Source organism: Mycoplasma elephantis ATCC 51980, assembly GCF_000687815.1.
Lineage (GTDB): Bacteria > Bacillota_I > Bacilli_A > Mycoplasmatales > Metamycoplasmataceae > Mycoplasma_H > Mycoplasma_H elephantis.
In genome coordinates, this window is the sequence record NZ_JHXU01000013.1 from 1 (window position 1) to 23,104 (window position 23,104).

Genomic DNA, 23,104 nt, shown 5'->3' on the forward strand with positions numbered 1-23,104 from the left:
ATTCCTGAGATACCGATAGGTCCAGCTCCAACAATTAAAACATTGTAATCTTTTTGGATGTTTCCTGGAAGAACACCAATTTCATATGTTGTAGGTAAAATATCACTTGTCATAACAGCTTGTTTTTCTGTTATTCCTTTTGGAACAGGAATACATGTTTCGTCACCAAATGGAACACGAACAAATTCTGAGTGTGTACCATTAATTAAATGTCCGAAAATTCAACCAATTTGATTTTTTGAGTTTTCACAGTGTGATTGGATTCCACGTTTACATGTACGACATTTGTTACATGGTGCAATACATGAGATAATTACACGATCTCCAACTTTTCTATTTTTAACATTTTTACCAACTTTAACAATAACACCAACACCTTCGTGTCCTAAAACAATACCTTTTTCCATGTACATTTGTTTGTTGTGCATAATACCAAGGTCTGTACCACAAATTGTTAATGTTGTTGTTTGTACAATAACGTCTGTTTCATCAATGATTTCTGGGGTAGGAATATCTGTGAATGATACGTTATCCATAACATCTTTGTAATCTTTAATTTTATTTCAAACCAAAGCTTTCATCATCTTTGGTAATTTAATTTCTGCCATTTTTTTACTCACATTCCTTATAAAAAATTATTAGTATATTAATTAATATACCAATATAATTTTAATATATAAAATGAAATAAAATTTTATTTGTTTTCTTAATTATAAAAACATATTCACATTATTATTTAGTTAATCTTTTTCAAAGAATAAATGATTTTTGAGGAATTATATTATCAAATTTTTTAAGGTCTAATATTTTGTTGAAAGTTAATTTTATGCCAATTGCTTTTTCAACATCCTTTATTTTATTGGGCATAACTGATTTTAAAAAGTATGAAATAGCATATATTCCATTTAATAATAAATTAAGAATTGGTTCTAATTTTTTTGGCTCATTTGTTAATGTTCAAGGTTTTGTATTATCAATAAAAACGTTTAATTTTGAAGAAAAATCAATAATTTCTGTAAAAATTTTGTCTATCTCAAAACAATTTAAATAATTTTTTATTTTATTTGATAGAGATATTATTGTATTTTCAATTTCTATATAATTTATATCATCTATTTTTGAATATTTAACTCCATTTTCAAATGTGTTTGCAATCATTTTAAGAGTTCTTGAAATAAGGTTTCCATAATTATTGATTAATTCATTATTAATTGTTTCAAGTATTAAGTTCTCATCAATATTTCCATCGTTTCTATAATCAATTTTAGAAACTAAATAATACTTGATCATTTCGATATCAAATTTATCAAGTAAATCGCATGGATTTATAACATTTCCAATTGATTTAGACATTTTCATACCTTTTGATAATAATCAACCATGAATTAAAAAATTTGTGGGCAAAGGAAGATTTAGGGATTTTAGAAAAATAGGAAAATATATTAAGTGAAAACGTGAAATTTCTTTACCTAAAACATGTATTCTTTTATAAGCTTTTTCTCAATAATTAATATAATTATCATTTTTTTCTTTAAGATACCCTAGACCCGTTAAATAACCAAACAGCGCATCAAGTCAAACATATATGGTTTGTTTATCTTTAGTTAATGTTTGAATTCCTCATTCAATATTTTCTCTGGTAATTGATAAATCTTTTAGGCCAATATTTAAAAAACTACCTTTAAGTTCATTAATTACTCTTTGTGGGTAGACAAGATTTGGCGTGTTTAGAAAATCTGTTAATCATTTTTCGTACTTTTTCATAATAAAAAAATAATTTTTTTCATCTAAAAGAATTAATTTGCAATTACTTACTGGATGATAATATTCATCACCTTTTTTTACAGCATTACTTAAAGAGACAAATTCTTCATCGCTAGTTGAGTATCACGATGTATATTTTTTAAATTCAATATCATTATTTTTTAACATTTTGTCAAATACTCTTAAAACAGTTTCTTTATGATCGTTATTTGTAGTTCTTTCAAAAAAATCAATATCTATTTTGAAAACATTTCATAAATCTACAAATTTTTTATTTATGGAATCAACAAATTCTTTTGGTTTTAAATTATTTTCATTTGCTTTTAGTTGAATTTTTGTTCCATGTTCATCACTTCCGGATAAAAGTTTTGCATCATAACCAAAAAGTCTATAAAGGTTTCTTAAAACTCATGCAAAATTTGTAGTGTATAAATGACCAATATGCAAATTTCCAGAAGCATAATATAACGGAGTTGTAATCAAGATTCTTTTTTTCATTTTATTCCTTTATTTTGATTGGCTTATATAAATCAACAACTTCAGAATTGTAGATGTGAATATTTTTATCTTCAGGATGAAGATAAAGATTTGGTAAAAAATGAATACCTCATCCAGCCATAAAACGTGACTCTATTAAAACAAATTTAGGTTTTTCATATATTCTAGGACAAACAAATCTAATTCGTTTTGGCTCAAATTTATATTTTCTAAATAGTTCCATAACATCAACAATTCTTTCAACTGGTAAAACCATTGTTAAATAACCTTTTTGTTCTATTATTTTAGAACAACCAAAAATTATTTGCTCTAAATTTAATAAAATTTCATGAGTTGCTATTAGTTTTTCTTGTGTTATATTTTTTGTTTTTACAAGTGATTTTTTTAATGGATAAAAAGGGGGGTTGCAAACTATAGAATCATATTTATTTTGTTGTTTTTTATAAAAAACATTAAAATCATCATTAATTATATTAATTTGTTGTTTTTTATTATTTAATTCGATATTTAATTTAGCAATTTCGCAAGCTTTGGTTTGTATTTCGAGCGCATCAATTTTTAAATTTTTGTTTCTTTCTGATAAAAAAATAGCAAGCGACCCATTATTAGTTCCAATCTCAAGCATGTTTGTGATTTTTTTATTTAAAAACACAAAATTACCAAGAAGAATTGTATCTACTGAATAATTAAACATATCTTTATCCTGGTAAATATATAAATTTGAATCATAACCAAGAGAATTTTTTACTAATTTTTCAATCATAATTTACATTATAAACATATTAAATTAATTTATTCTTACTTCTAACATTGATACCATCTGTTTCAATGTTAATTGTATTATTATCTAAATAATCTTTAATTCTAGCAAAAACGCCAAAAGATACAGATCTTTTTTCAAAATTTTCGAATAAATTTTTGAGATCATCTTGTTTGTAATTTGTTGTTATAATAATTGGACGATTATTAAGTTGTCTAGTAATTATAATATTATAAATAAAATCTAATAAAAATCATGATGTAAAAGGATTAGCAGGTTCTCTTCCTAAATCGTCTAAGACAAGCAAATCAACTTCTGAAAGTTTTTTAAGAAGCATGAATTTATCATCTTGATTTGCGCTAATATATTGAAATAATGTTAATGTTTGAGCTATTAAAATATTTTTATTTTTAAGAGCAAATTCGTTAGCTATCGCATGAGCCAAATATGTTTTTCCACTTCCATACAAACCATATAAATATAGATCCTTAACGGGTTTATCTTGCAATCCTTCAGTCATGAATTTGTTTATATGGTTCCAATTTTCTTTTTGTCATGGTAATATTTTTTTTATTAATTTATTAATATCTGCATTTTTATAATCGTCGTTATCTGATAACACATTTAATATATCTCAGCTAGTATTTTCTATAATTTTTTGCTTTCTACCGGTTGCATCATTTTTAAAATCAGTTACTAGATATATTCTATTAAATTTTTTATCTCTTTCAAGTAATGGGTAACGACCAATTTCATTATAAAATTTACTAGTAATTAAGTTATAAAGGTTTTCGATAACTGGTCAATATTCAAAAATTTCATTTTTTGTAGCATTTACATTTTTTAGTTGACGGATAATTTCTTTATTTTTTATTATTTTTCTCTCGATACTATTCATATTTAATAATTATATTAAATTAATACCGCAAAATGACGGTATTAATTTATTGTAAATTATATTTTCCTTGATAATCAGATTCAGATTCTTGCGTAATCTTTACATTATCTGTCTTCTTATTGATATCTTCCATAATGCTAAGATATATTTTTTTAGATTTAAATTGTTCACTAGCATTTTCTGTTAAACGTTTATGTTTAAAAGCTTCATTTAAGTGCTCTTCTATACTTTCAAAATCAGTATAATCTTTTTTTAATAAATCCTTAGCAATAGCTCTTATATATTTTTCGTTAATTATTTTATTGTTAACATGAAATGCATAACTGAAAAATAAATTTATTGATTTTTGTTCAAAACCCATTTCAGATAATTCATTTATGAATTTATTAGTTCTTCTTACTACTGTTTCATTCAAAACATAATTTTCTTTCGTTTTAATTAAGAACTTATAAAAATCTATTGATAAATCATTAAGAAGATGGAAATATAAATTATCTGTTAATTGAGGGTTTGTAAGAGTATCTTGAACATAGTGTATATTTGAATTATCGCGATTAATTGCTATCTTATTTCTTGTTGGAACCTCGGCATCAAGGTTTACGTTTTGTTGGATTTCTGATTCAAAAATTTCATCATAACTTGTGCTAATATCTTGGGTATCTCATTCTTCTATTTTTTTGTCAAAGTTAATATATTGATTTCTAAGTGATTCTAAAACCATTTTGTTTGTTTTTTTAGCTAATAATGATTCTAGAAGTTTATTATTAAAAAATTTAAATGGATCAAGAGGTTTTATAAGCGTTAAAAAAATCATTTTTTCCTTTGTCTTTTTCTTAACAGCATCCAATGTTGAAAGTAATGAACAAGCTTCTAATTTCTTTCTATATAAATTAAAATCCTTATATGTAAGGTTTGTATCTAGTAACAATTGATCAAGTGTTATTACTTTATTATTATTGACATTTTTTAACAAATATTTATAAAGATCAACAGCACCATTAATAATAGGTTCATATAAATTTATTACATAATCTATTTCTAGTTCATGATTTGTAGATTTAGAAATAACTTTAAATTCTGAAAATTGCACTGTTGCCCCCTTTTTTGTTCGTAATATCATTATAGCAACATAATTAGAATTGTAATTTTGCTATCAATGAAATATTTTTTTAAAAACAAAAATGTAAAAATTATTCACATTGTTAATTTATGAAAAATCATTTTTTGTTTTGTTTTTTCATAAAAAATCATTTTTTTCATTAAATTTATAAGTTTTTCACAATAAAATTTCTCACAATATATTTTAAAAAAATAAGGATTTTATGACTATTTAATTGTAAAAAAGACTTATTTATATAAATATAAATAATTAAATATAACTTATTGATTTTGATTTATTTTTTTTAAAAAATCGTCAATTAAAATATCACAATTACCATTTATAACTACATCAAAATTAATTTTTTGTTTTGTGTTTGATAATGTTTTGATCAAATTTATTTGCTTACTTGAAGAGTATCTTTTTTTAGCTCTTTCATTTTTCATTTTTTCACTTGTATTGATAAAAACCGTTTTTGAAAAAAGGTTTTTAAAATCAAATTCATTATTTTTTATTACGGGAATTTCAACAAAATCATATTTATTATTTTGCAAATGTTTATATATTCTGGAATAAAAAAAATTTTCGATTATTTCTCGATTTTCATTAATTGTTATTAAACTTGAAATATGTTGTTTTAAGTTTTTATATTCAATTAATTTAATGTTAAGTAAATCAAATAATTTTGTAATTTCAGTATTATTTTTATATATACTATCAACAAATTCATCGCATGAAAAACAGATAAAACCTTTATCTCTTAATTTATTTAATAAGTGTGTTTTTCCGCTAAATGGATCTCCACTAATTGCTATCATTTTTATAAAATCTTTCTAAAACATTTTCTGCACCAAAATCATCAATCAAATCTTTGTTTTTAACACGTTTTATATTTGTTTTCAAATCAAAATCATAAATATTAAGTGGAACATCATATCTAAGTTGGGCTAAAAATTTACATTTTTCAGCCATTTCCTTGTTATCAACAAATTTTTGTCTTGTGCTTTGGGTGAGTTCATTTAAATTATTGTAAATATTATGTAATGATTTGTATTTGTTGAGCAATTTTATCGCGGTTTTATGCCCAATACCTTTAACTCCTGGTAGATTATCGCTATTATCACCTGCTATTGATTTATAATCAACTATTTGTTCAGGATTTATGCCAAAATAATCGAAAAAATTAGATTTATTTAGATGTTCAAAATTTTTAGTTTTTGAGTTTTTATTAATAATTTCAATGTTGTCAAATTCTAGCATTTGAAACATATCCTTATCGCTACTATATATATAAATATCAGTGCTATTAGGATCAAACAATTTATAAGAACTAGCAATAATATCGTCTGCTTCAAATCCTTGTATTTCTAGTCTTTTAATATTTAATTCATCTAAAAATATTTTGATGTATTTTAGTTCTTGAAAAATACTATCATCAACTTTAGCTCTTGTACCTTTGTATTCATTATAGCTTTCATGTCTAAAAGTATGAGAATCAGTATCAAAAGCAATCAAAATATGAGTTGGTTTTAAGTATGAAATAACGGATGATAAAGTACTTAAAAAAACCCTAACACCACCAACGTGTTTACCTTTATAAAATCAATATTTATTATCAGGTTTATTTGTTGCAAAAAATGATTTGAACATTAAGAGGTTTCCGTCTAAAAGCAACACTTTATTACGCATTATTTATCTCCTATTTTTTTAGTAACTCTTATATTTCCTATTTGTGACATCGTTATTTCAACTTCGTAATATTTATCTTCTTGTATTTCATTAAAAAAAGGATGCTCTGAATTCAATCAAAATTGCGATGATGTCATGCCATCACTAAATGTAATTAATTTAAGAATTTTAGTTTTATTAATTATTTTTACATTTTCAATTTTAATTATCATACGATGGTATATGTTGGGTTTTATATCGGTAATAAAAATATTATTTTTATATTTAAAGGGAGTTATTTTCTTGTTATTTTCGAAATTATGTTGAAAATATTTTTGTTGATATTTATCAAAAATATCAAAATCTTCTTCAAATTCCTTGAAAATCATTGAGTTTGCCTGTGTTTCTTGAATATCATATCTACTCAATGAATTGTTCTTTGCTCCAAATCTTGACTTGTTATTTTTTTCAAGATTTTTATTTTGAATGGATAAAAAAGCCATTTCAAGTGTTTTAACATTTCCGAATATTCTTAATGTATTAGATTCTATTAATTTTTGAGTATTGCTATTTCCAATATTTGACTTAGTGCAAAAATTAATAAAAGATGGGAAATCAACAAGATCAGACTCTTTATTTATTTTTAATTTAATTTTTTCACTAGTCGCTCCACCTAAACCATTTATGTATTTTATAGGTAGGGTAAGTTCATTATTTTTTATTAAAACATTATCATCTAAATGTGTGATAATTGGCGAATTAATTTTTATTCCAACAGATTCCAATTCTAAAATACACATATTAACTTTATCTTGTGAAGAAATAAACGAATTTATCAAGCTGGCATAAAAATATAAAGGATATCTTGATTTATAATAAGCAAGTTTGTAGGCAATGTATGCATAACAAACAGCGTGAGATTTGTTAAAACCATAGTCTGCGAAGTGTTCAATTTGTTCATAAATATTAAGCGACGTTTCTTTGCTATAGTTATTATTTATGGCGCCATTTACAAATTTACTTTTTAAGGTTTGGAGTTCATCTGCTTTTTTCTTGCTTATTGCGCGCCTAAATAAGTCAGCTTCTTGTAAAGACATGTTAGCTATTTTCTGACAAATTTCCATAATTTGTTCTTGATAAACAATTATTCCATATGTAGATTTCAATATTTCATCATATTCAGGACTAATTGATGAAGATTCTTTATTAGATCTATTTTCAATATATTTTGGAATATTTTGCATAGGACCAGGTCTGAAAAGTGAAATAATGTCATAAATATCACTAAATTTAGTAATATTAACCTTTTTTATTGTTTGTCGCATCCCCGGACTTTCAAGTTGAAATATTCCAAGAGTCATACCTTTATTTAATAAAGAAAAGGTTCTAGGATCATCTTTTTTGAAATCAAAATCATTTTCAACATTATTAATTTTTAAATATTCTTCTATTTGATTAATAATTGTTAAATTTTTTAATCCTAAAAGGTCAATTTTTATTAACCCATAAGTTTCTAAAAAATCCATACTTATTTGAGTTTGTGGATAAGTATTTGAACCAGAATTTAATCAAATTGGAACATTATTAATAATTGGTTTGTTTCCTAGCACTATTCCTGCAGCATGAGTTGAAATTTGTCTAGGTCTATTTTCTAGTTCTTTAACAATTTCAAGTATTGTTTCTCACTGATTTATATTATTAAATTGCTTAATTTTTAATTTAAGTTTATTATTTTTTTCAACATCATCAAATGTGGAATTTGCTCCTATTAATCCAGTAATAATATTTACTTGCGCAAGATCAACATTCATAATTCTCGCTACATCTCTAATAGAGGATTTGATTCCTAAAGTTTGAAAGGTTGTTATTAAAGCAAAATGTTCATGCCCATATTTGTTCTGCATATATTCTAAGACTTCATTTCTTCTATTATCTTGAATATCAATATCAATATCTGGCATAGTAACACGATCTTTATTTAAAAAACGTTCAAAAAGAAGACCATAATCCAATGGATTGATTTTTGTTATTCCCAATAAATAAGAAACAAGTGAACCAGCCGCAGATCCCCTTCCAGGGCCTATTTCTATATTTTTGCTTTTTGCCCATTTAACTAAATCTTGAATTATTAAAAAGTAGTCTGAAAAATTTAGTGAGCTTATAACATTTAATTCATTAAAAAGTCGATTTTTTGCAGCATCAAAGTTAGAAAATTCACTTTTTAACATGGCAAATTTTTGAAGAGTTAAATATTTTAAATAATCAAAACTTGACATATTTTTATCATTTTTAAAAACAGGTAAATCGAAATGTAATTTTTCATTTTCAAAAATACATTTTGCAGCAATATTATTAGTTCTTTTAACTATCACAGCATCATAATCTATTTTTGTTTGAAATTCTGTTCCTTTGTATATTAATTCAGATCCTTTAATTTTTCTCAAGACATCTAAAATTAAATTATCGGCATCCTTAATTATGATGTTTTCCCGTAAAACTATAGCGTGCTTATCATACTTATTGTTTGAGTCATAAAAATATAAATCTTCATTTTTAATTTTTGGCATTTTTTTATTTTTCTTATAAAAACCAAATGTAGGGTGATCAAGATAAAAAACATCATCGCTATTTAGGCCGGAAAAAGTAATAGTCTTATTTAAGGATTTTGCAAAACTTAGTTCTTTTATAAAAAGGTATCCTTCTTTATTTTTTGGAAGAATTATAACTCTATATTCTTCAACATCAAGGTCAATACCAATGATAGGTTTAATATTATTTTTTATACATTTGTTAACAAATTCTCCTAACGAGAAAAAATTATTGTGCTCTGTTACCGCTAGATATTCTAATCCATTTTTTATTGCAAAGTCGATTAGTTCATTAATTCTAATGGTAGATTCAAGAAAACTATATTCTGTGTTTGTGTGTAGGTTTATAAATTGCTTCATAATACAATTATATATTTTAAAATAGTTATGAGTGAGAGATGAAAAAAATAAGAAAATAGTAAAAAAGCGGATATTTTCCTAAAATATTTTTTTGGTTTTGGTAATGCATTTTTAAATATATAATTAATTATTATGAAGACGATTTATGTTTGCGGCCCAACAGTTTATTCAGATGTTCATATAGGAAATCTTAGACCTATTGTTTCATTTGATTTTGTGTTAAAAGCTTATCAATATTTGAATATTGATTATCAATTTGTGCATAATATAACTGATATCGATGACAAAATTATAAACAAAGCAATAGAAGAACAAACTACGGAAGATGCCATTAGTAAAAAATATACAAGAAGTTATTTATTTTTACTTAAAAAATTGAATATATCATCAATAACAAAACTAGAAAAAGTAACAAAAAACATAGATGTATTGATTGATTTCATTAATTCATTAGTTCATTCTGGTTTTGCTTATGAAGTAGAAGATGGAGTATTATATAATACAAGCCTTAACCAAACATATGGTAAACTTTCAAATGTTAAAGCAAATTTCATCAAGGAAAATGAAGAAGTAAGCATGTTTAAGTCAAATCCTCAGGACTTTTATTTGTGAAAAAAAACAACTAAAGGAATTAAATACCATTCTCCATGAGGCAAGGGTAGACCGGGATGACATACTGAATGTTGTGCCCTTATTTATAAAAATTTTGGTAAAAACTCTATAGATATTCATGGTGGAGGAGTTGATTTAATTTTTCCGCACCATGAAAATGAAAACGCTCAATTCTATAGTTTGTTCGGCAATAATTTAGCTAAAGAATGGAAATATTCGGGCCAAATAAACATAAATAATGTTAAAATGTCGAAGTCGTTAGGTAATGTTATTTTAGGAAAAGATTTTATAAAAACTCATGGAGCAGACTTATTTCGTATCTTGATTCTAAATCATAATTTCTCCTCTGAAATTAATGTTAATGATGAAACTTTAAAAAATGCTAATGTCTTATTAAAAAAATTTAAAAGAATGTTTCATAAATTTATTATTTTTAAACCTAAAAATATTGATGAACAAATGGTAAAAAATATTATGAAATATTTATCAAATTTTGATTTTCATCATGCATTATTTTTAATTGATAACATCATAAAACAAATTAATAAAAATGAAAATTTAGAGACTAATTTAGCAACGATTGCAAAAATATTTTACCTATTAAAATTTGAGTTTATTGATAATCATTTTAAAGACAAAATTGAACAAATTTATTGAGAATATAAAGAAAAACTTAAAAATAATGATTTTAAAAGAGCTGATAAAATTAGAGATATATTGATGAAAAAAGGGTGAATATAAATGAATGACAATTTTTACATTGTAGGCAAAAATTCTGTCCTTGATGCTGTTAAAAATAATTATCCTATACAAGAAATTTATGTAAATAATATTAATAAAATAATAAATGAATTTAGAAACTGTAGGGTCATGAATAAAGATTTTTTTGACAAATTTTCAAACATGAATCATCAAGGTTATATTGCCAAAATTAAACCACCATCAATTTATGAATTAAGTATAATAAACAAGGAAAAACCATCAAAAATTTTAATATTAGATCACATTCAAGACGTTGGTAATTTTGGCGCAATTTTAAGAAGTGCAAATGCTTTCAACTTCAATTACATTATATTTCCTAAAGATCGTTGTGCAAAATTGACGCCTCAGGTTTTAAAAATATCATCTGGCGGGTTTACAAATATGAAATTTATTCAAGTATCAAATATTGCATCAACTTTGAATTATTTAAAAGATGAGGGCTATTGAATTTATGCATCAGGTTTTGGTGAAAAATCAATATCTTTAGAAAAAGTAAATTTTAATAACCAAATTGCTCTCGTTATTGGTAATGAAGAAAAAGGATGTTCTGTTCCCGTAATAAAAAATGCTGACGTATTAGTGAATGTTAATATGTACGGTAGCGTTCAATCATTGAATGCTTCGGTTGCAACAGGAATTTTAATGTATGAGATTACACGAAGAAAACATAATTAACGCTTATCATTACTACGTATTAAAAAAATTATCAAATAAAAAACAAATTGAATACGTATACAAATGGTTATATTCAGATTTGGTGCAATATGCAGGTTTTTTGGTTAGAACTAAATATAAAATAGGGATGGAAATTAATGATCTTATAAATATATACATGTTTAATATTCCCAAAATAATCAAAAAATATAATATAAAAAATAAAAATAGAATAAATCTTAAGGAATATTTAATTTTAGAGATGATTTCAAATATGTTAAATACTTGTAGAGGATTTTTTAGGAAAAGTAATTGATTTAATTATAATTTAGTGTCTTATAATGATGAATTAACGACTAGAAGCGAAGATTTAAATGTAAAAAATGAGTATTTTTGATCAATTAATTATAAAAAATTAGAAAAAGAATATTTTTTGGATTTGGTGAATCAATTTAATAAACTTGAGAAAACAATTATTTTATATTTATTAAAAGGTTTAAAGAAAAAAGAGATTATCCTAAAATTAGGTGCTACAACAACAAAAATAAATGGGGCATTTGATAACATAATTAAAAAATTAAAAAGAGAATGATTTTTTTAGTATAGTATTATATATATTGTAAATTATGATAAAAAAGAAAATACCACTTGCATGTGAAATATGTAAAAATAGAAATTATTCTACAACAAAAACAACACTAGAACGCTTAGAAGTTAAAAAATTTTGTAAAAAATGTAATTTACACACAATTCATAAGGAAGAAAAATAATGCAAAATGAAATAAAGGACGAAAAACAAAAAAAACCCAAAAAATATTATTTTCGTAAATTTATCAAAGAAATTAAAATGGTTAGGTGACCAAATGCCAAACAAATCAAGTCATCTTTTGTAATCGTTATTATTTTTTCAATAATTTTTGTTTTAGTTGTTTTGTTATTAATGACATTAATAGGAATGGCATTTAGTGGGATGGGAGTTAACTAATGGAAACACAATGATATATGGTTTCAACTATGACCGGAAAAGAAGATATGGTTTTTGAATCTTTAAAAAATAGAATTATATCTGAAGGAATAGATGATGTAATTGAAGATATTCATATTTTTAAAGAACCAAGAATTACTAAAAAAGAATTAGAAAAACGTAATAATGGTGAAGATTATAAAGTAAAAATGGCTAATATGTATAGTGGCTATATTTTTGTAAAAATGGAAATGACTGACAAAGCATGATTTGTTATAAGAAACACGCAATATGTTACAGGGTTAATTGGTTCAAGTGGTAAAGGAGCAAAACCTACGCCTGTTTCTTCAAAAGAAATAGAACAAATGTTTAATAAGGAAAAAGAAATTAATGATAATTTTAATAAAGGGATTATTGCTACAACTTTTATTGTTGGCGCATATGTTGAAATTATTAATGGCCCATTTGAAGGTCAACAAATGAAAATCACAAAATCAGACAATATTCTTAAAAAAGCAACGGGAAATGTTGAAATTTTTGGAAAATTGCAACCACAAGAATTTAATTTTGATCAACTTAAATTAGTTGATTAGTACTTATATATAAGACAAAATTAATGCAACACAGACAAGAATGATGGATTCTAAAAGTAGTACAAAATAAATAAAATTAGATTTATATTTCTCCTTTTTATTTTTTTGATTTTTACTTATTAGTAATAATTCTTCTTCTGTTGGGGCATTATATTTTTTTCTAAAATTTTCATCATTTATTTTTTTATTTTCCTTCATTTTTCTAACGATGTTGCTCATAAAACCTAATTTAATAATCCCGATTATTAACATAATTCCTAAATCAGTAAAACCAATTATTGTAAAACTATCTGCGATTTTTGTATTATCATTAGAACCCAAAAATCAAACAAGTAAAAATAAACCAAGGGTAAAAAAATGAAAAATAAGAAACTTGATTAAGTTTTCTAAATTTAAATTAGCTTTAATATATTCTAAAAATGTTAATTTTGATTTCATGATGTCTATATATTATATTATTCCATATAATAAAGAGCTCAAAATATGTAATAATAATATTTATGAAAAAAGCTATGTATGATTCACTCCTTAAAATAAAAGAAAAATTTTTACAAATCGAGTCAGATTTGCAAAAACCTGAAATTATTAATGAAATAACTAAATTTAATACCTTAAATAAAGAGTTAAATAATATTAAACCTGTATATGATAAGTTTTGTGAATTTCAAAAATACGAAACAAATTTAAATAATTCAAAATTAATGTTGCAAGAACCTGATCAAGAAATTGTAGAAATGGCAAAAATCGAAATTTCTGAGGCTGAAGAAAAAATGCCTTTATTAGTTGATGAAATAAAAATTTTATTACTTCCCAAAGATGAAAATGATGAAAAAAATGTAATTATAGAAATAAGGGGGGCTGCCGGAGGTGATGAGGCCAACATTTTTGCTGGTGATTTATATAGAATGTATTCAAAATGAGCATCAAGCAACAATATGAAAATATCGTTAATTGAACAAAATTCGACAAGTAGTGGTGGGTTTAGTATTATTGCTTTTAAAATAAATGGTGAAAATGCATATTCTAAACTTAAATTTGAATCAGGTGTTCATAGAGTTCAAAGAATTCCAGTGACAGAAACGCAAGGAAGAGTACATACTTCTACTGCAACTGTTACAGTTATGCCTGAAATAGATGATTCTATTGATATTGAAATTAATCCAAAAGATCTAAAAATAGATACATTTAGGTCATCAGGAGCCGGCGGCCAATCAGTTAATACAACAGATAGTGCGGTTCGTATAACTCATATTCCTAGTGGTATTGTAGTTTCTAGTCAAGAAGGACGAAGCCAAATAGGGAATAAAGAAATAGCGATGGGATTTTTAAAAGCCAAATTATATGATTTAGAAATGCAAAAGAAACAAGCAGAAGAAACTGGTTACAGAGCACTTGCTGGTCATGGTGATCGAAGTGAAAAAATAAGAACATATAATTACCCTCAAGATAGAGTTACTGATCATCGTATAAGTTTTTCAACTTCATTAAAACAAGTTATGGAAGGAAAACTTGACTCTATTATTGATTCATTAATTGCGTTTGATCAAGCCAAACGTCTAGAAAAGTCGGGATTATAATGCCTAAAAAAGAAGATTTAATTTTGGAAAAACGTAGATACAATTTGAGCGAGACAATTAATGATGATGAAATGGATAAATTAAATAAAGGAATACCGGTTCAAAAAATAATGGGTTATGTTGATTTTTTTGATACATCCATAAGAATAGATCGCAAAGTTTTAATTCCTAGATATGAAACTGAAGAGCTTGTTAATTTGTTTTATTTAAATGAAAGATCATATATATATAATAATAGTGCAACAATACTTGACTTATGCGCGGGAAGTGGATGTATAGGGCTTAGCTTGAAAAATAACTTTCAAAATAGTGTCGAAGTGACACTTAGCGATATCGATGATGAAGCGATTACCCAAATAAATGAGAATGCCAAAAACCTTAATTTAAAGGTTAATGTCATAAAATCTGATTTGTTCCAAAATATAAAAAATAAATTTGATTATATTATTTGTAATCCCCCTTATATACCAGTAGGTGGAAAATTGGATGATAGTGTTTTAAATTTTGAACCTCATATTGCATTGTTTGCCAAAAATGATGGATTTTATTTCTATGATCAAATTTTAAAAAACTACAAAAAATATTTAAAACCAGGTGGCAAAATTTATTTCGAAATTTCTCCATATATATATAATTTAATAAAAGACAAAAAAAAGTCTCTTACATTTTTAAAAGATATTAATGGTAAATGACGTTTTGCTATTTTGGCGACTAAAAAATAAGTAAAAAACGCTTATTTTTTATTTCAAAAAAAATTTGAAAAAAAATAAAAAATTTTTAAATATTTTTTAAAAACTGTGTATATAATTAGAAGGCTATGTTTTAAGGAATGACAAATATAGCAGTAGTTCTTTGAAAACTGGATATAAAAATCATAACAGTCAATTTTTGAGAGTTTGATCCTGGCTCAGGATGAACGCTGGCTGTGTGCCTAATACATGCATGTCGAGCGAGGTGCTTGCACCTAGCGGCGAATGGGTGAGTAACACGTACTTAACATACCCTATAGTTTGGGATAACGTTTGGAAACAGGCGCTAATACCGAATATATGTTTTTATCACATGATGATTACATGAAAGGAGCTTCTGGCTTCGCTATTGGATTGGGGTGCGGAATATTAGTTAGTTGGTGGGGTAATGGCTCACCAAGACGATGATATTTAGCCGGGTTGAGAGACCGACCGGCCACACTGGGACTGAGATACGGCCCAGACTCCTACGGGAGGCAGCAGTAGGGAATATTCCACAATGAGCGAAAGCTTGATGGAGCGACACAGCGTGAACGATGAAGCCCTTCGGGGTGTAAAGTTCTGTTATAAGAGAAGAAAAAACTAGAGAGGAAATGCTTTAGTCTTGACGGTATCTTATTAGAAAGTGACGGCTAACTATGTGCCAGCAGCCGCGGTAATACATAGGTCACGAGCGTTATCCGAAATTATTGGGCGTAAAGCGTCCGTAGGTTGTTTGTTAAGTCTGACGTTAAATCTTGGGGCTCAACCCCATTCCGCGTTGGATACTGGCAGGCTAGAGTTATATAGAGGTTAGTGGAATTCAATGTGAAGCGGTGGAATGCGTAGATATATTGAAGAACACCAATGGCGAAGGCAGCTAACTGGGTATAAACTGACACTGAGGGACGAAAGCGTGGGGAGCAAACAGGATTAGATACCCTGGTAGTCCACGCCGTAAACGATGATCATTAGTTGGTGGCAAAGTCACTAATACAGCTAACGCATTAAATGATCCGCCTGAGTAGTATGCTCGCAAGAGTGAAACTTAAAGGAATTGACGGGGATCCGCACAAGCGGTGGAGCATGTGGTTTAATTTGAAGATACGCGTAGAACCTTACCCACACTTGACATCTTCTGCAATGCTATAGAGATATAGTGGAGGTTAACAGAATGACAGGTGGTGCATGGTTGTCGTCAGCTCGTGTCGTGAGATGTTTGGTTAAGTCCTGCAACGAGCGCAACCCTTATCATTATTTACCATCATTAAGTTGGGGACTATAATGAGACTGCCCGAGTAATTGGGAGGAAGGTGGGGACGACGTCAAATCATCATGCCTCTTACGTGTGGGGCAACACACGTGCTACAATGGTCGATACAAAGAGAAGCAACCCGGCGACGGTGAGCAAACCTCAAAAAGTCGATCTCAGTTCGGATTGGAGTCTGCAACTCGACTCCATGAAGTCGGAATCGCTAGTAATCGTAGGTCAGCTATACTACGGTGAATACGTTCTCGGATCTTGTACACACCGCCCGTCACACCATGGGAGCTGGAAATGCCCGAAGCCGGTTAGTTAACTTCGGAGGCAACTGTCTAAGGCAGGTCCGGTGACTGGGGTGAAGTCGTAACAAGGTATCCCTACGAGAACGTGGGGATGGATCACCTCCTTTCTACGGAGAGTACACATTTTTATTTTTGGCATTAACCAAATCTTAAACTTATTGTTTAAGTCTGTTATGTGCGATTAGCCAAGATCGTTTTATATCTAGTTTTGAGAGTTCTACTCTCAATTAGTTCTTTGAAAACTGAATATATCAATATGAAAAGACATCAAATCTAAAATTAAGTTTTTATAAGTTTTTATAAAAAATAATTTTATCGAGTTTTAATAAATAAAAAGATTCATTTAAATGTCTTAAAATACTTGAACAATAGGAACATACTATTTAATATTAAATAAGTAAGAGTTTGTGGTGGATGCCTTGGGTCTGAAAGTCGATGAAGGACGTGATAACCTGCGATAAGCCTCGTGGAGCTGGAAATACGCTTTGAAACGGGGATTTCCGAATGGGGAAACCTAACTAGATTAATCTCTAGTTGTTAATTAGTGAATACATAGCTAATTATACGAGACACCTTGTGAACTGAAACATCTTAGTAGCAAGAGGAAAAGAAAATAAATAATGATTCCATCAGTAGCGGCGAGCGAAAGTGGAAGAGCCCAAACCATTTAAATTAATGGGGTTGTAGGACAATCTACATAGAGTTACAAATCTTACAGATAGCAGAATAAATTGGAAAGTTTAAGCATAGAGGGTGATACTCCCGTATGCGAAATCTGTAAGACTCTTGGTTGTATCCTGAGTAGGGCGGGGCACGTGAAACCCTGTCTGAATTTGCCGGGACCACCCGGTAAGGCTAAATACTAATCAGACACCGATAGCGAAATAGTACCGTGAGGGAAAGGTGAAAAGAACCCTGAAAAGGGAGTGAAATAGATTCTGAAACCACTTACTTACAATTAGTCAGAGCCCGTTAATGGGTGATGGCGTACATCTTGCAGTATGGACCGGCGAGTTATGCTAATATGCGAGGCTAAGTGGAAAAAAGCGGAGCCGAAGAGAAATCGAGTCTTAATAGGGCGACTAGTATGTTGGTATAAACCCGAAACCAGGTGATCTATTCATGAGCAGGCTGAAGCTGTGGTAATACACAGTGGAGGGCCGAACCGTAGTACGCTAAAAAGTGCCCGGATGACTTGTGAATAGCGGTGAAATTCCAATCGAACCTGGAGATAGCTGGTTCTCCTCGAAATAGCTTTAGGGCTAGCGTGTAGTGTTAAGTGGTGGTGGTAAAGCACTGAATGTGGAATGGCGGCGCCTAGCTGTACTGACTACAATTAAACTCTGAATACCATCATGTATTGCTATGCAGTCGGAACATCGGTGATAACGTCGATGCTCGCGAGGGCAACAACCCAGATCGCCGGCTAAGGTCCCAAAATTATGTTAAGTCAGAAAGGTTGTGAGGTTTCTTAAACAACTAGGATGTTGGCTTAGAAGCAGCCATCATTTAAAGAGTGCGTAATAGCTCACTAGTCAAGAGACCTTGCGCCGATAATGTAATGGGAGTAAACATAATACCGAAGCCGCGGGTAAGTAATTACGTTAGAGGAGCGTTCCAAGGGCACTGAAGCTAGACTGTGAAGACTAGTGGAGCGCTTGGAAGTGAGAATGCCGGTATGAGTAACGATTGGGAGTGAGAATCTCCCACGCCTATTGGGGAAGGTTTCCTGGGCAAGGTTCGTCCACCCAGGGTTAGTCAGGACCTAAGGCAAGGCAGACATGCGTAGTCGATGGACAACAGGTTAATATTCCTGTACTTGCTATGGTTATGATGGAGTGACGAAAAAGGATAGTTTTACCAGTTATTGGTTTCTGGGGTAAGTAATGAGTGGTCAGTGTTGGCAAATCCGCACTGTATAACCATAGGTTACGATGCATAGGGAAAGCGCGAGCAAGTACTGAATTAAATGATTTCATGTTTCCGAGAAAAGCTTCTAAGTTTAAACCATGGTGACCTGTACCGAGAACGGACACACGTCCCCGAGATGAGTATTCTAAGGCGAGCGAGAAAACTAGTGTTAAGGAACTCTGCAAATTGACCCCGTAAGTTCGCGAGAAGGGGAGCCTATTTTACAAATAGGCCACAGTAAATTGTGAGGGGCAACTGTTTATCAAAAACACAACTCTCTGCTAAAGCGCAAGCTGAAGTATAGGGGGTGAAGCCTGCCCAGTGCCCGAAGGTTAAGCGGACTTGTTAGCTCACGCGAAGCAAGAAAGTGAAGCCCGGGTGAACGGCGGCCGTAACTATAACGGTCCTAAGGTAGCGAAATTCCTTGTCGGCTAAATACTGACCTGCACGAAAGGCGCAATGATCTCTCAACTGTCTCAACACTAGACTCGGTGAAATTATGGTCCCAGTGAAAACGCTGGGTACCCGCATCAAGACGAAAAGACCCCGTGGAGCTTTACTACAACTTCGTATTGAAATTTGGTTTAACATGTGTAGGATAGGTGGGAGACTTAGAAGCTGGGACGCTAGTAACAGTGGAGTCAACGTTGAAATACCACCCTTGTTGAATTGAGTTTCTAACTTGCAACCATTATCTGGTTGGAGGACAGTGCGTGGCGGGTAGTTTGACTGGGGCGGTCGCCTCCTAAAAGGTAACGGAGGCGTTCAAAGTTACACTCAGTACGGTCAGAAACCGTATGCAGAGCGCAAAGGTAAAAGTGTGATTGACTGTGAGACCTACAAGTCGAGCAGGTGCGAAAGCAGGACTTAGTGATCCGGCGGTTCTTTGTGGAAAGGCCGTCGCTCAACGGATAAAAGCTACCCCGGGGATAACAGGCTTATCTTCCCCAAGAGATCACATCGACGGGAAGGTTTGGCACCTCGATGTCGGCTCATCGCATCCTGGAGGTGAAGTCGCTTCCAAGGGTTGGGCTGTTCGCCCATTAAAGCGGTACGCGAGCTGGGTTCAGAACGTCGTGAGACAGTTCGGTCCCTATCTGATGTGGGCGTTTGGAATATTGATGAGAGCTGCTCTTAGTACGAGAGGACCGGAGTGGACGTACCACTGGTGCTCCAGTTGTTTCGCCAGAAGCATAGCTGGGTAGCCAAGTACGGAAAGGATAACCGCTGAAAGCATCTAAGCGGGAAGCCCCCTCAAAGATGAGTATTCCCTGAGATACCTTATAGACTATGAGGTTGATAGGATGGAGGTGTAAGTGTAGTAATACATTCAGCTGACCATTACTAATTTATCGATTGATTTAATATTATCAAGTATTTTGATGACATTTAAATGAACCATTTTCCTTTTTATGATATATTCAGTTTTCAAAGATCTAATCGGCACCATTGGTGCTTTTTTTTATTTTTAAATATCCTAAAAACCACTAAAACAGTGGTTTTTTCTTGATATATCAAGGATATATTACATATTGAGAGACAAGAAAATGTTCCCACATTTTCCATTCAAGTCCTATATGTAATATAATTTATATGTTAGTTATGAATAATAAAAGGAGTTGAAGAACATACAAACACAAAAAAGTGCCGCTAAAAACTGGTTTAAAATGACTTTTTATAGGTAAAAATTCACTAGAAAGATTATCGGCACCCAAAATTTTAGAATATGTTTTAATTATCTTTACTCAAGTGATAATTATTATGATGGAAGTTTTAATTCTATACATTTTTGGTAAATACAATTGAAATTTTCAAACAGATAATTTAAAAAATATTCTAGAAGAAATAAATGGATACACATTTCGTATTATGTTATCCGCTAGTTTACTATCATATTTATTTTTGATTATTTTATGTATTCATGTTTATTGTATTTTGCCTAAAACAGAATTTTATAAATGAGCAGGAATTTTATCAACAATATTTGCGCTTACATTAATTAGCCCACTAGCGATAATATTTTGTGTTATTGCATATGAGAAAAATGAAATTGTTTTTCAATAATTAACTAACAAGGAGAGGATAATGAGTAAAAAAATATTAAGTAAAATTGTTCTTAGTACATCTATTGTAGCCACAGCAGCTGCTTCTTTAGCAACTATTAGTTGTGGTGAAACTGAATCAAAAGAAATTTTAATTGCTGTAGATGGTGTACAAAAAAATTACTATGATAAAGCTATTGAAATGTTTAATAAAACTGAATCTGCAAAAAAAGGTTTTACTATAAAAACTATCAATAAAGATGTTTGAGGAGCATTAGATACAACAACAGTTGGAGTTAACGACACAAAAGTTGTTCCAGATATATTCTATGCCCCACAAGATAGAATTACTGACTTAGCTTCAAAAAATGCAGTTTCTGATTTAAATCAATTTTCACCTAAATTGTTTGATCGTCTTACAAAAGCAATGGGTGCAACAGAAGAAGACAAAAATCAAATAAAAGCATTTGGAACCGTAATTGGTATTAATGCATCAACACAAACTCCAGAAGAAAAACTTTTTGGTATTAGACACAATACTGAAGGTATTATTATGGCATCATCAAAATCAATTGAAGATGTAAGAAAAGATTTAGAAGATCCAAAAAATGACACAATGTTAGAACTTGTTAAACAAGGGCGCGCATTCTTTAGACTCCAAGATTTTTGATATGGAAATGGTATTTTAGGTGGTGTTCTTGATAAAGATACTCTTTCAAAATTATTGTATGTAGATAACGGAAAATTAACTTCTGGTCTTTTAGAAGATAACAAATATCACGATAAATTTAAAGAAGCAGTTAATGTAATCTCGGAAATATTCTACACAATTTATGAAGCTTCATATATAAAGAGTGCTGACGAATATAAAAATACAGAATTTGGTAAAAGAGGTATTTCACAAGCGGATCTTAAGGCATTATTAGTAAGTGACATGGGTGCTGTAAATAATAAAGTTTTTGAATTAATGAGTACTGGTAAATTAGAATATGGAATGATCGGAACATGAGATGTTCAAGTTGCACAAAAAGCCGGAAATGCTAAATCATTTTTAAACTTTGATAAAATAAATGAAAAATATTCATATAAACAAGCATCAGGGTCATGATCATATATGATTAATATTAGAAATAATAGTGCAAGCGATAACCGTAGAGAAGCTATTATAGAATTTTTAGAATGTCTTTATAAAGCTGAACCATTCTTCGAGTACTTTAAATCAGACTCAAAAGTTCCATTTACAAACTCATTAAAAAAAGGTTTGGAAAGCAAAGTTCAAGCATTATCAATTGAAGAAAATAAAGCATTTGAAGAATTATACAAAAAATTAAAATATACAAATGCTAAAGAATTTGAAGACGCATATGATGCTTTTGTAGGTGAAGTCAATAAATTAAAAGATGCATCAGAAACAAATGATACATGAAGTGATAATAATGGGGCTACAGGTGCTAATGAACTTGCTCTTCAAAAAATTTTAGGCGCAAAAGCAAAAGACATTGCTAAAAAATTTGCACTTGATGAACAAAAAGTTATTGATTATGCAAAAAAACTTGATAACAAAAAAGGAACCGGTTTACGTAATGTTATTGCTGGTATTTTCGGATTAGAATTATCTAAAGTAGAAGGAAATGGCCAAGAATGACAATTGGGATTTGATAAAATTAAAGAAGATGCAGCTAAAGATGATTTCTTTAAAGATACTCTTCAAACAGAAAACTCATTCCACATAAGAAAATTAGAAAAGCTTATTTTTGGAGCAAATGGAGATCAAGGAACAGAAGTTTCTGAAGTATTAGCAAAATACCAAGAAGCAATTAAAGATAACACAGTTGACAAATTAATTGAAGAAGAAATTGAAAAAGCTAAACAAATATCACTTAAATTAGCAAAAACACCAGTTGATGAAGCTAAAATAAAAGAAGTTGTTGAACAATACATCAATGGTAAATACTTAGCACCAGCTTATGTAAGAAACTTTGGAGAAAATTTATTTAAAGAAAGTAAATTTATTTCAACAAAAGACTCAAGTATTGTTTTAGAAATTAAAGAAGTTTCTG

At 29.2% G+C, this 23,104-nt stretch carries 19 protein-coding genes and 2 rRNA genes; 12 read left to right on the plus strand and 9 right to left on the minus strand.

Features of this window, described 5'->3' with window-relative positions; genetic code table 4:
- From T380_RS0103165 to dnaE, 8 genes are all read right to left on the minus strand, one after another.
- Positions 1-608, minus strand: a 608-nt coding sequence (locus tag T380_RS0103165) for an alcohol dehydrogenase catalytic domain-containing protein (RefSeq protein WP_156930204.1), incomplete at its 3' end; no start/stop codon positions are given.
- Positions 609-732: 124 nt separating this feature from the next.
- Entirely contained in the window at positions 733-2,262 is a 1,530-nt protein-coding gene (metG, locus tag T380_RS0103170; protein ID WP_027334444.1) for a methionine--tRNA ligase, read from the minus strand.
- Between the two features lies 1 nt (position 2,263).
- Positions 2,264-3,025 (minus strand): tRNA1(Val) (adenine(37)-N6)-methyltransferase, encoded by a 762-nt coding sequence (locus tag T380_RS0103175; protein WP_027334445.1) that lies wholly within the window; start codon positions 3,023-3,025, stop codon positions 2,264-2,266.
- A gap of 19 nt (positions 3,026-3,044) precedes the next feature.
- Positions 3,045-3,920 carry an ATP-binding protein gene (locus T380_RS04260; RefSeq protein WP_027334446.1) on the minus strand — a complete coding sequence of 292 codons (876 nt, stop codon included), beginning with the start codon at positions 3,918-3,920 and terminating at the stop codon, positions 3,045-3,047.
- A gap of 46 nt (positions 3,921-3,966) precedes the next feature.
- Complete coding sequence (locus T380_RS0103185; protein WP_027334447.1) at positions 3,967-5,010, minus strand: replication initiation and membrane attachment family protein; 1,044 nt, start codon at positions 5,008-5,010, stop codon at positions 3,967-3,969.
- A 290-nt stretch (positions 5,011-5,300) separates the two neighbouring features.
- Entirely contained in the window at positions 5,301-5,837 is a 537-nt protein-coding gene (locus T380_RS04050) for a nucleoside/nucleotide kinase family protein (protein WP_036437030.1), read from the minus strand.
- Entirely contained in the window at positions 5,824-6,708 is an 885-nt protein-coding gene (locus tag T380_RS0103200) for a 5'-3' exonuclease (protein ID WP_027334448.1), read from the minus strand. The genes T380_RS04050 and T380_RS0103200 overlap by 14 nt, the downstream gene beginning before the upstream one ends.
- Positions 6,708-9,635: a DNA polymerase III subunit alpha gene (gene dnaE, locus T380_RS04055; RefSeq protein WP_051600002.1), complete on the minus strand. Its 2,928-nt coding sequence runs from the start codon at positions 9,633-9,635 to the stop codon at positions 6,708-6,710. The genes T380_RS0103200 and dnaE overlap by 1 nt, the downstream gene beginning before the upstream one ends.
- Before the next feature lie 132 nt (positions 9,636-9,767).
- Here dnaE and cysS point away from each other — a divergent pair, with 132 nt between their 5' ends.
- The 6 genes from cysS to nusG are packed head-to-tail and all read left to right on the plus strand — an operon-like array spanning position 9,768 to position 13,220.
- Positions 9,768-10,988: a cysteine--tRNA ligase gene (gene cysS / locus T380_RS0103210; RefSeq protein ID WP_027334449.1), complete on the plus strand. Its 1,221-nt coding sequence runs from the start codon at positions 9,768-9,770 to the stop codon at positions 10,986-10,988.
- Entirely contained in the window at positions 10,989-11,684 is a 696-nt protein-coding gene (gene rlmB / locus T380_RS0103215) for a 23S rRNA (guanosine(2251)-2'-O)-methyltransferase RlmB (RefSeq protein ID WP_027334450.1), read from the plus strand.
- On the plus strand, positions 11,656-12,264 hold the full coding sequence (locus tag T380_RS0103220; RefSeq protein ID WP_027334451.1) for a hypothetical protein: 609 nt from the start codon (positions 11,656-11,658) through the stop codon (positions 12,262-12,264). Before rlmB ends, T380_RS0103220 begins: the two co-directional genes overlap by 29 nt.
- A gap of 25 nt (positions 12,265-12,289) precedes the next feature.
- On the plus strand, positions 12,290-12,433 hold the full coding sequence (rpmG, locus tag T380_RS0103225; RefSeq protein ID WP_036437033.1) for a 50S ribosomal protein L33: 144 nt from the start codon (positions 12,290-12,292) through the stop codon (positions 12,431-12,433).
- Complete coding sequence (secE, locus tag T380_RS0103230; RefSeq protein ID WP_027334453.1) at positions 12,433-12,648, plus strand: preprotein translocase subunit SecE; 216 nt, start codon at positions 12,433-12,435, stop codon at positions 12,646-12,648. Before rpmG ends, secE begins: the two co-directional genes overlap by 1 nt.
- Positions 12,648-13,220 carry a transcription termination/antitermination protein NusG gene (gene nusG / locus T380_RS0103235; protein ID WP_027334454.1) on the plus strand — a complete coding sequence of 191 codons (573 nt, stop codon included), beginning with the start codon at positions 12,648-12,650 and terminating at the stop codon, positions 13,218-13,220. The genes secE and nusG overlap by 1 nt, the downstream gene beginning before the upstream one ends.
- Before the next feature lie 3 nt (positions 13,221-13,223).
- Here the strand turns inward: nusG and T380_RS0103240 are convergent, their stop codons facing one another.
- On the minus strand, positions 13,224-13,658 hold the full coding sequence (locus tag T380_RS0103240; protein ID WP_027334455.1) for a hypothetical protein: 435 nt from the start codon (positions 13,656-13,658) through the stop codon (positions 13,224-13,226).
- Positions 13,659-13,720: 62 nt separating this feature from the next.
- Here T380_RS0103240 and prfA point away from each other — a divergent pair, with 62 nt between their 5' ends.
- From prfA to T380_RS0103270, 6 genes are all read left to right on the plus strand, one after another.
- Positions 13,721-14,797, plus strand: a complete 1,077-nt coding sequence (gene prfA / locus T380_RS0103245; protein WP_027334456.1) for a peptide chain release factor 1 — start codon at positions 13,721-13,723, stop codon at positions 14,795-14,797.
- Complete coding sequence (gene prmC / locus T380_RS0103250; protein WP_027334457.1) at positions 14,797-15,519, plus strand: peptide chain release factor N(5)-glutamine methyltransferase; 723 nt, start codon at positions 14,797-14,799, stop codon at positions 15,517-15,519. Before prfA ends, prmC begins: the two co-directional genes overlap by 1 nt.
- Before the next feature lie 162 nt (positions 15,520-15,681).
- Positions 15,682-17,198: ribosomal RNA gene (locus tag T380_RS0103255) — 16S ribosomal RNA — on the plus strand.
- A gap of 280 nt (positions 17,199-17,478) precedes the next feature.
- Positions 17,479-20,371 (plus strand): 23S ribosomal RNA (locus tag T380_RS0103260).
- Together the 16S and 23S rRNA genes form the textbook arrangement of a ribosomal RNA operon.
- Before the next feature lie 233 nt (positions 20,372-20,604).
- Positions 20,605-21,066 carry a hypothetical protein gene (locus tag T380_RS0103265; protein ID WP_036437045.1) on the plus strand — a complete coding sequence of 154 codons (462 nt, stop codon included), beginning with the start codon at positions 20,605-20,607 and terminating at the stop codon, positions 21,064-21,066.
- A gap of 21 nt (positions 21,067-21,087) precedes the next feature.
- Positions 21,088-23,104 (plus strand): hypothetical protein (locus T380_RS0103270; protein WP_027334459.1); only part of this gene is annotated, 2,017 nt, incomplete at its 3' end.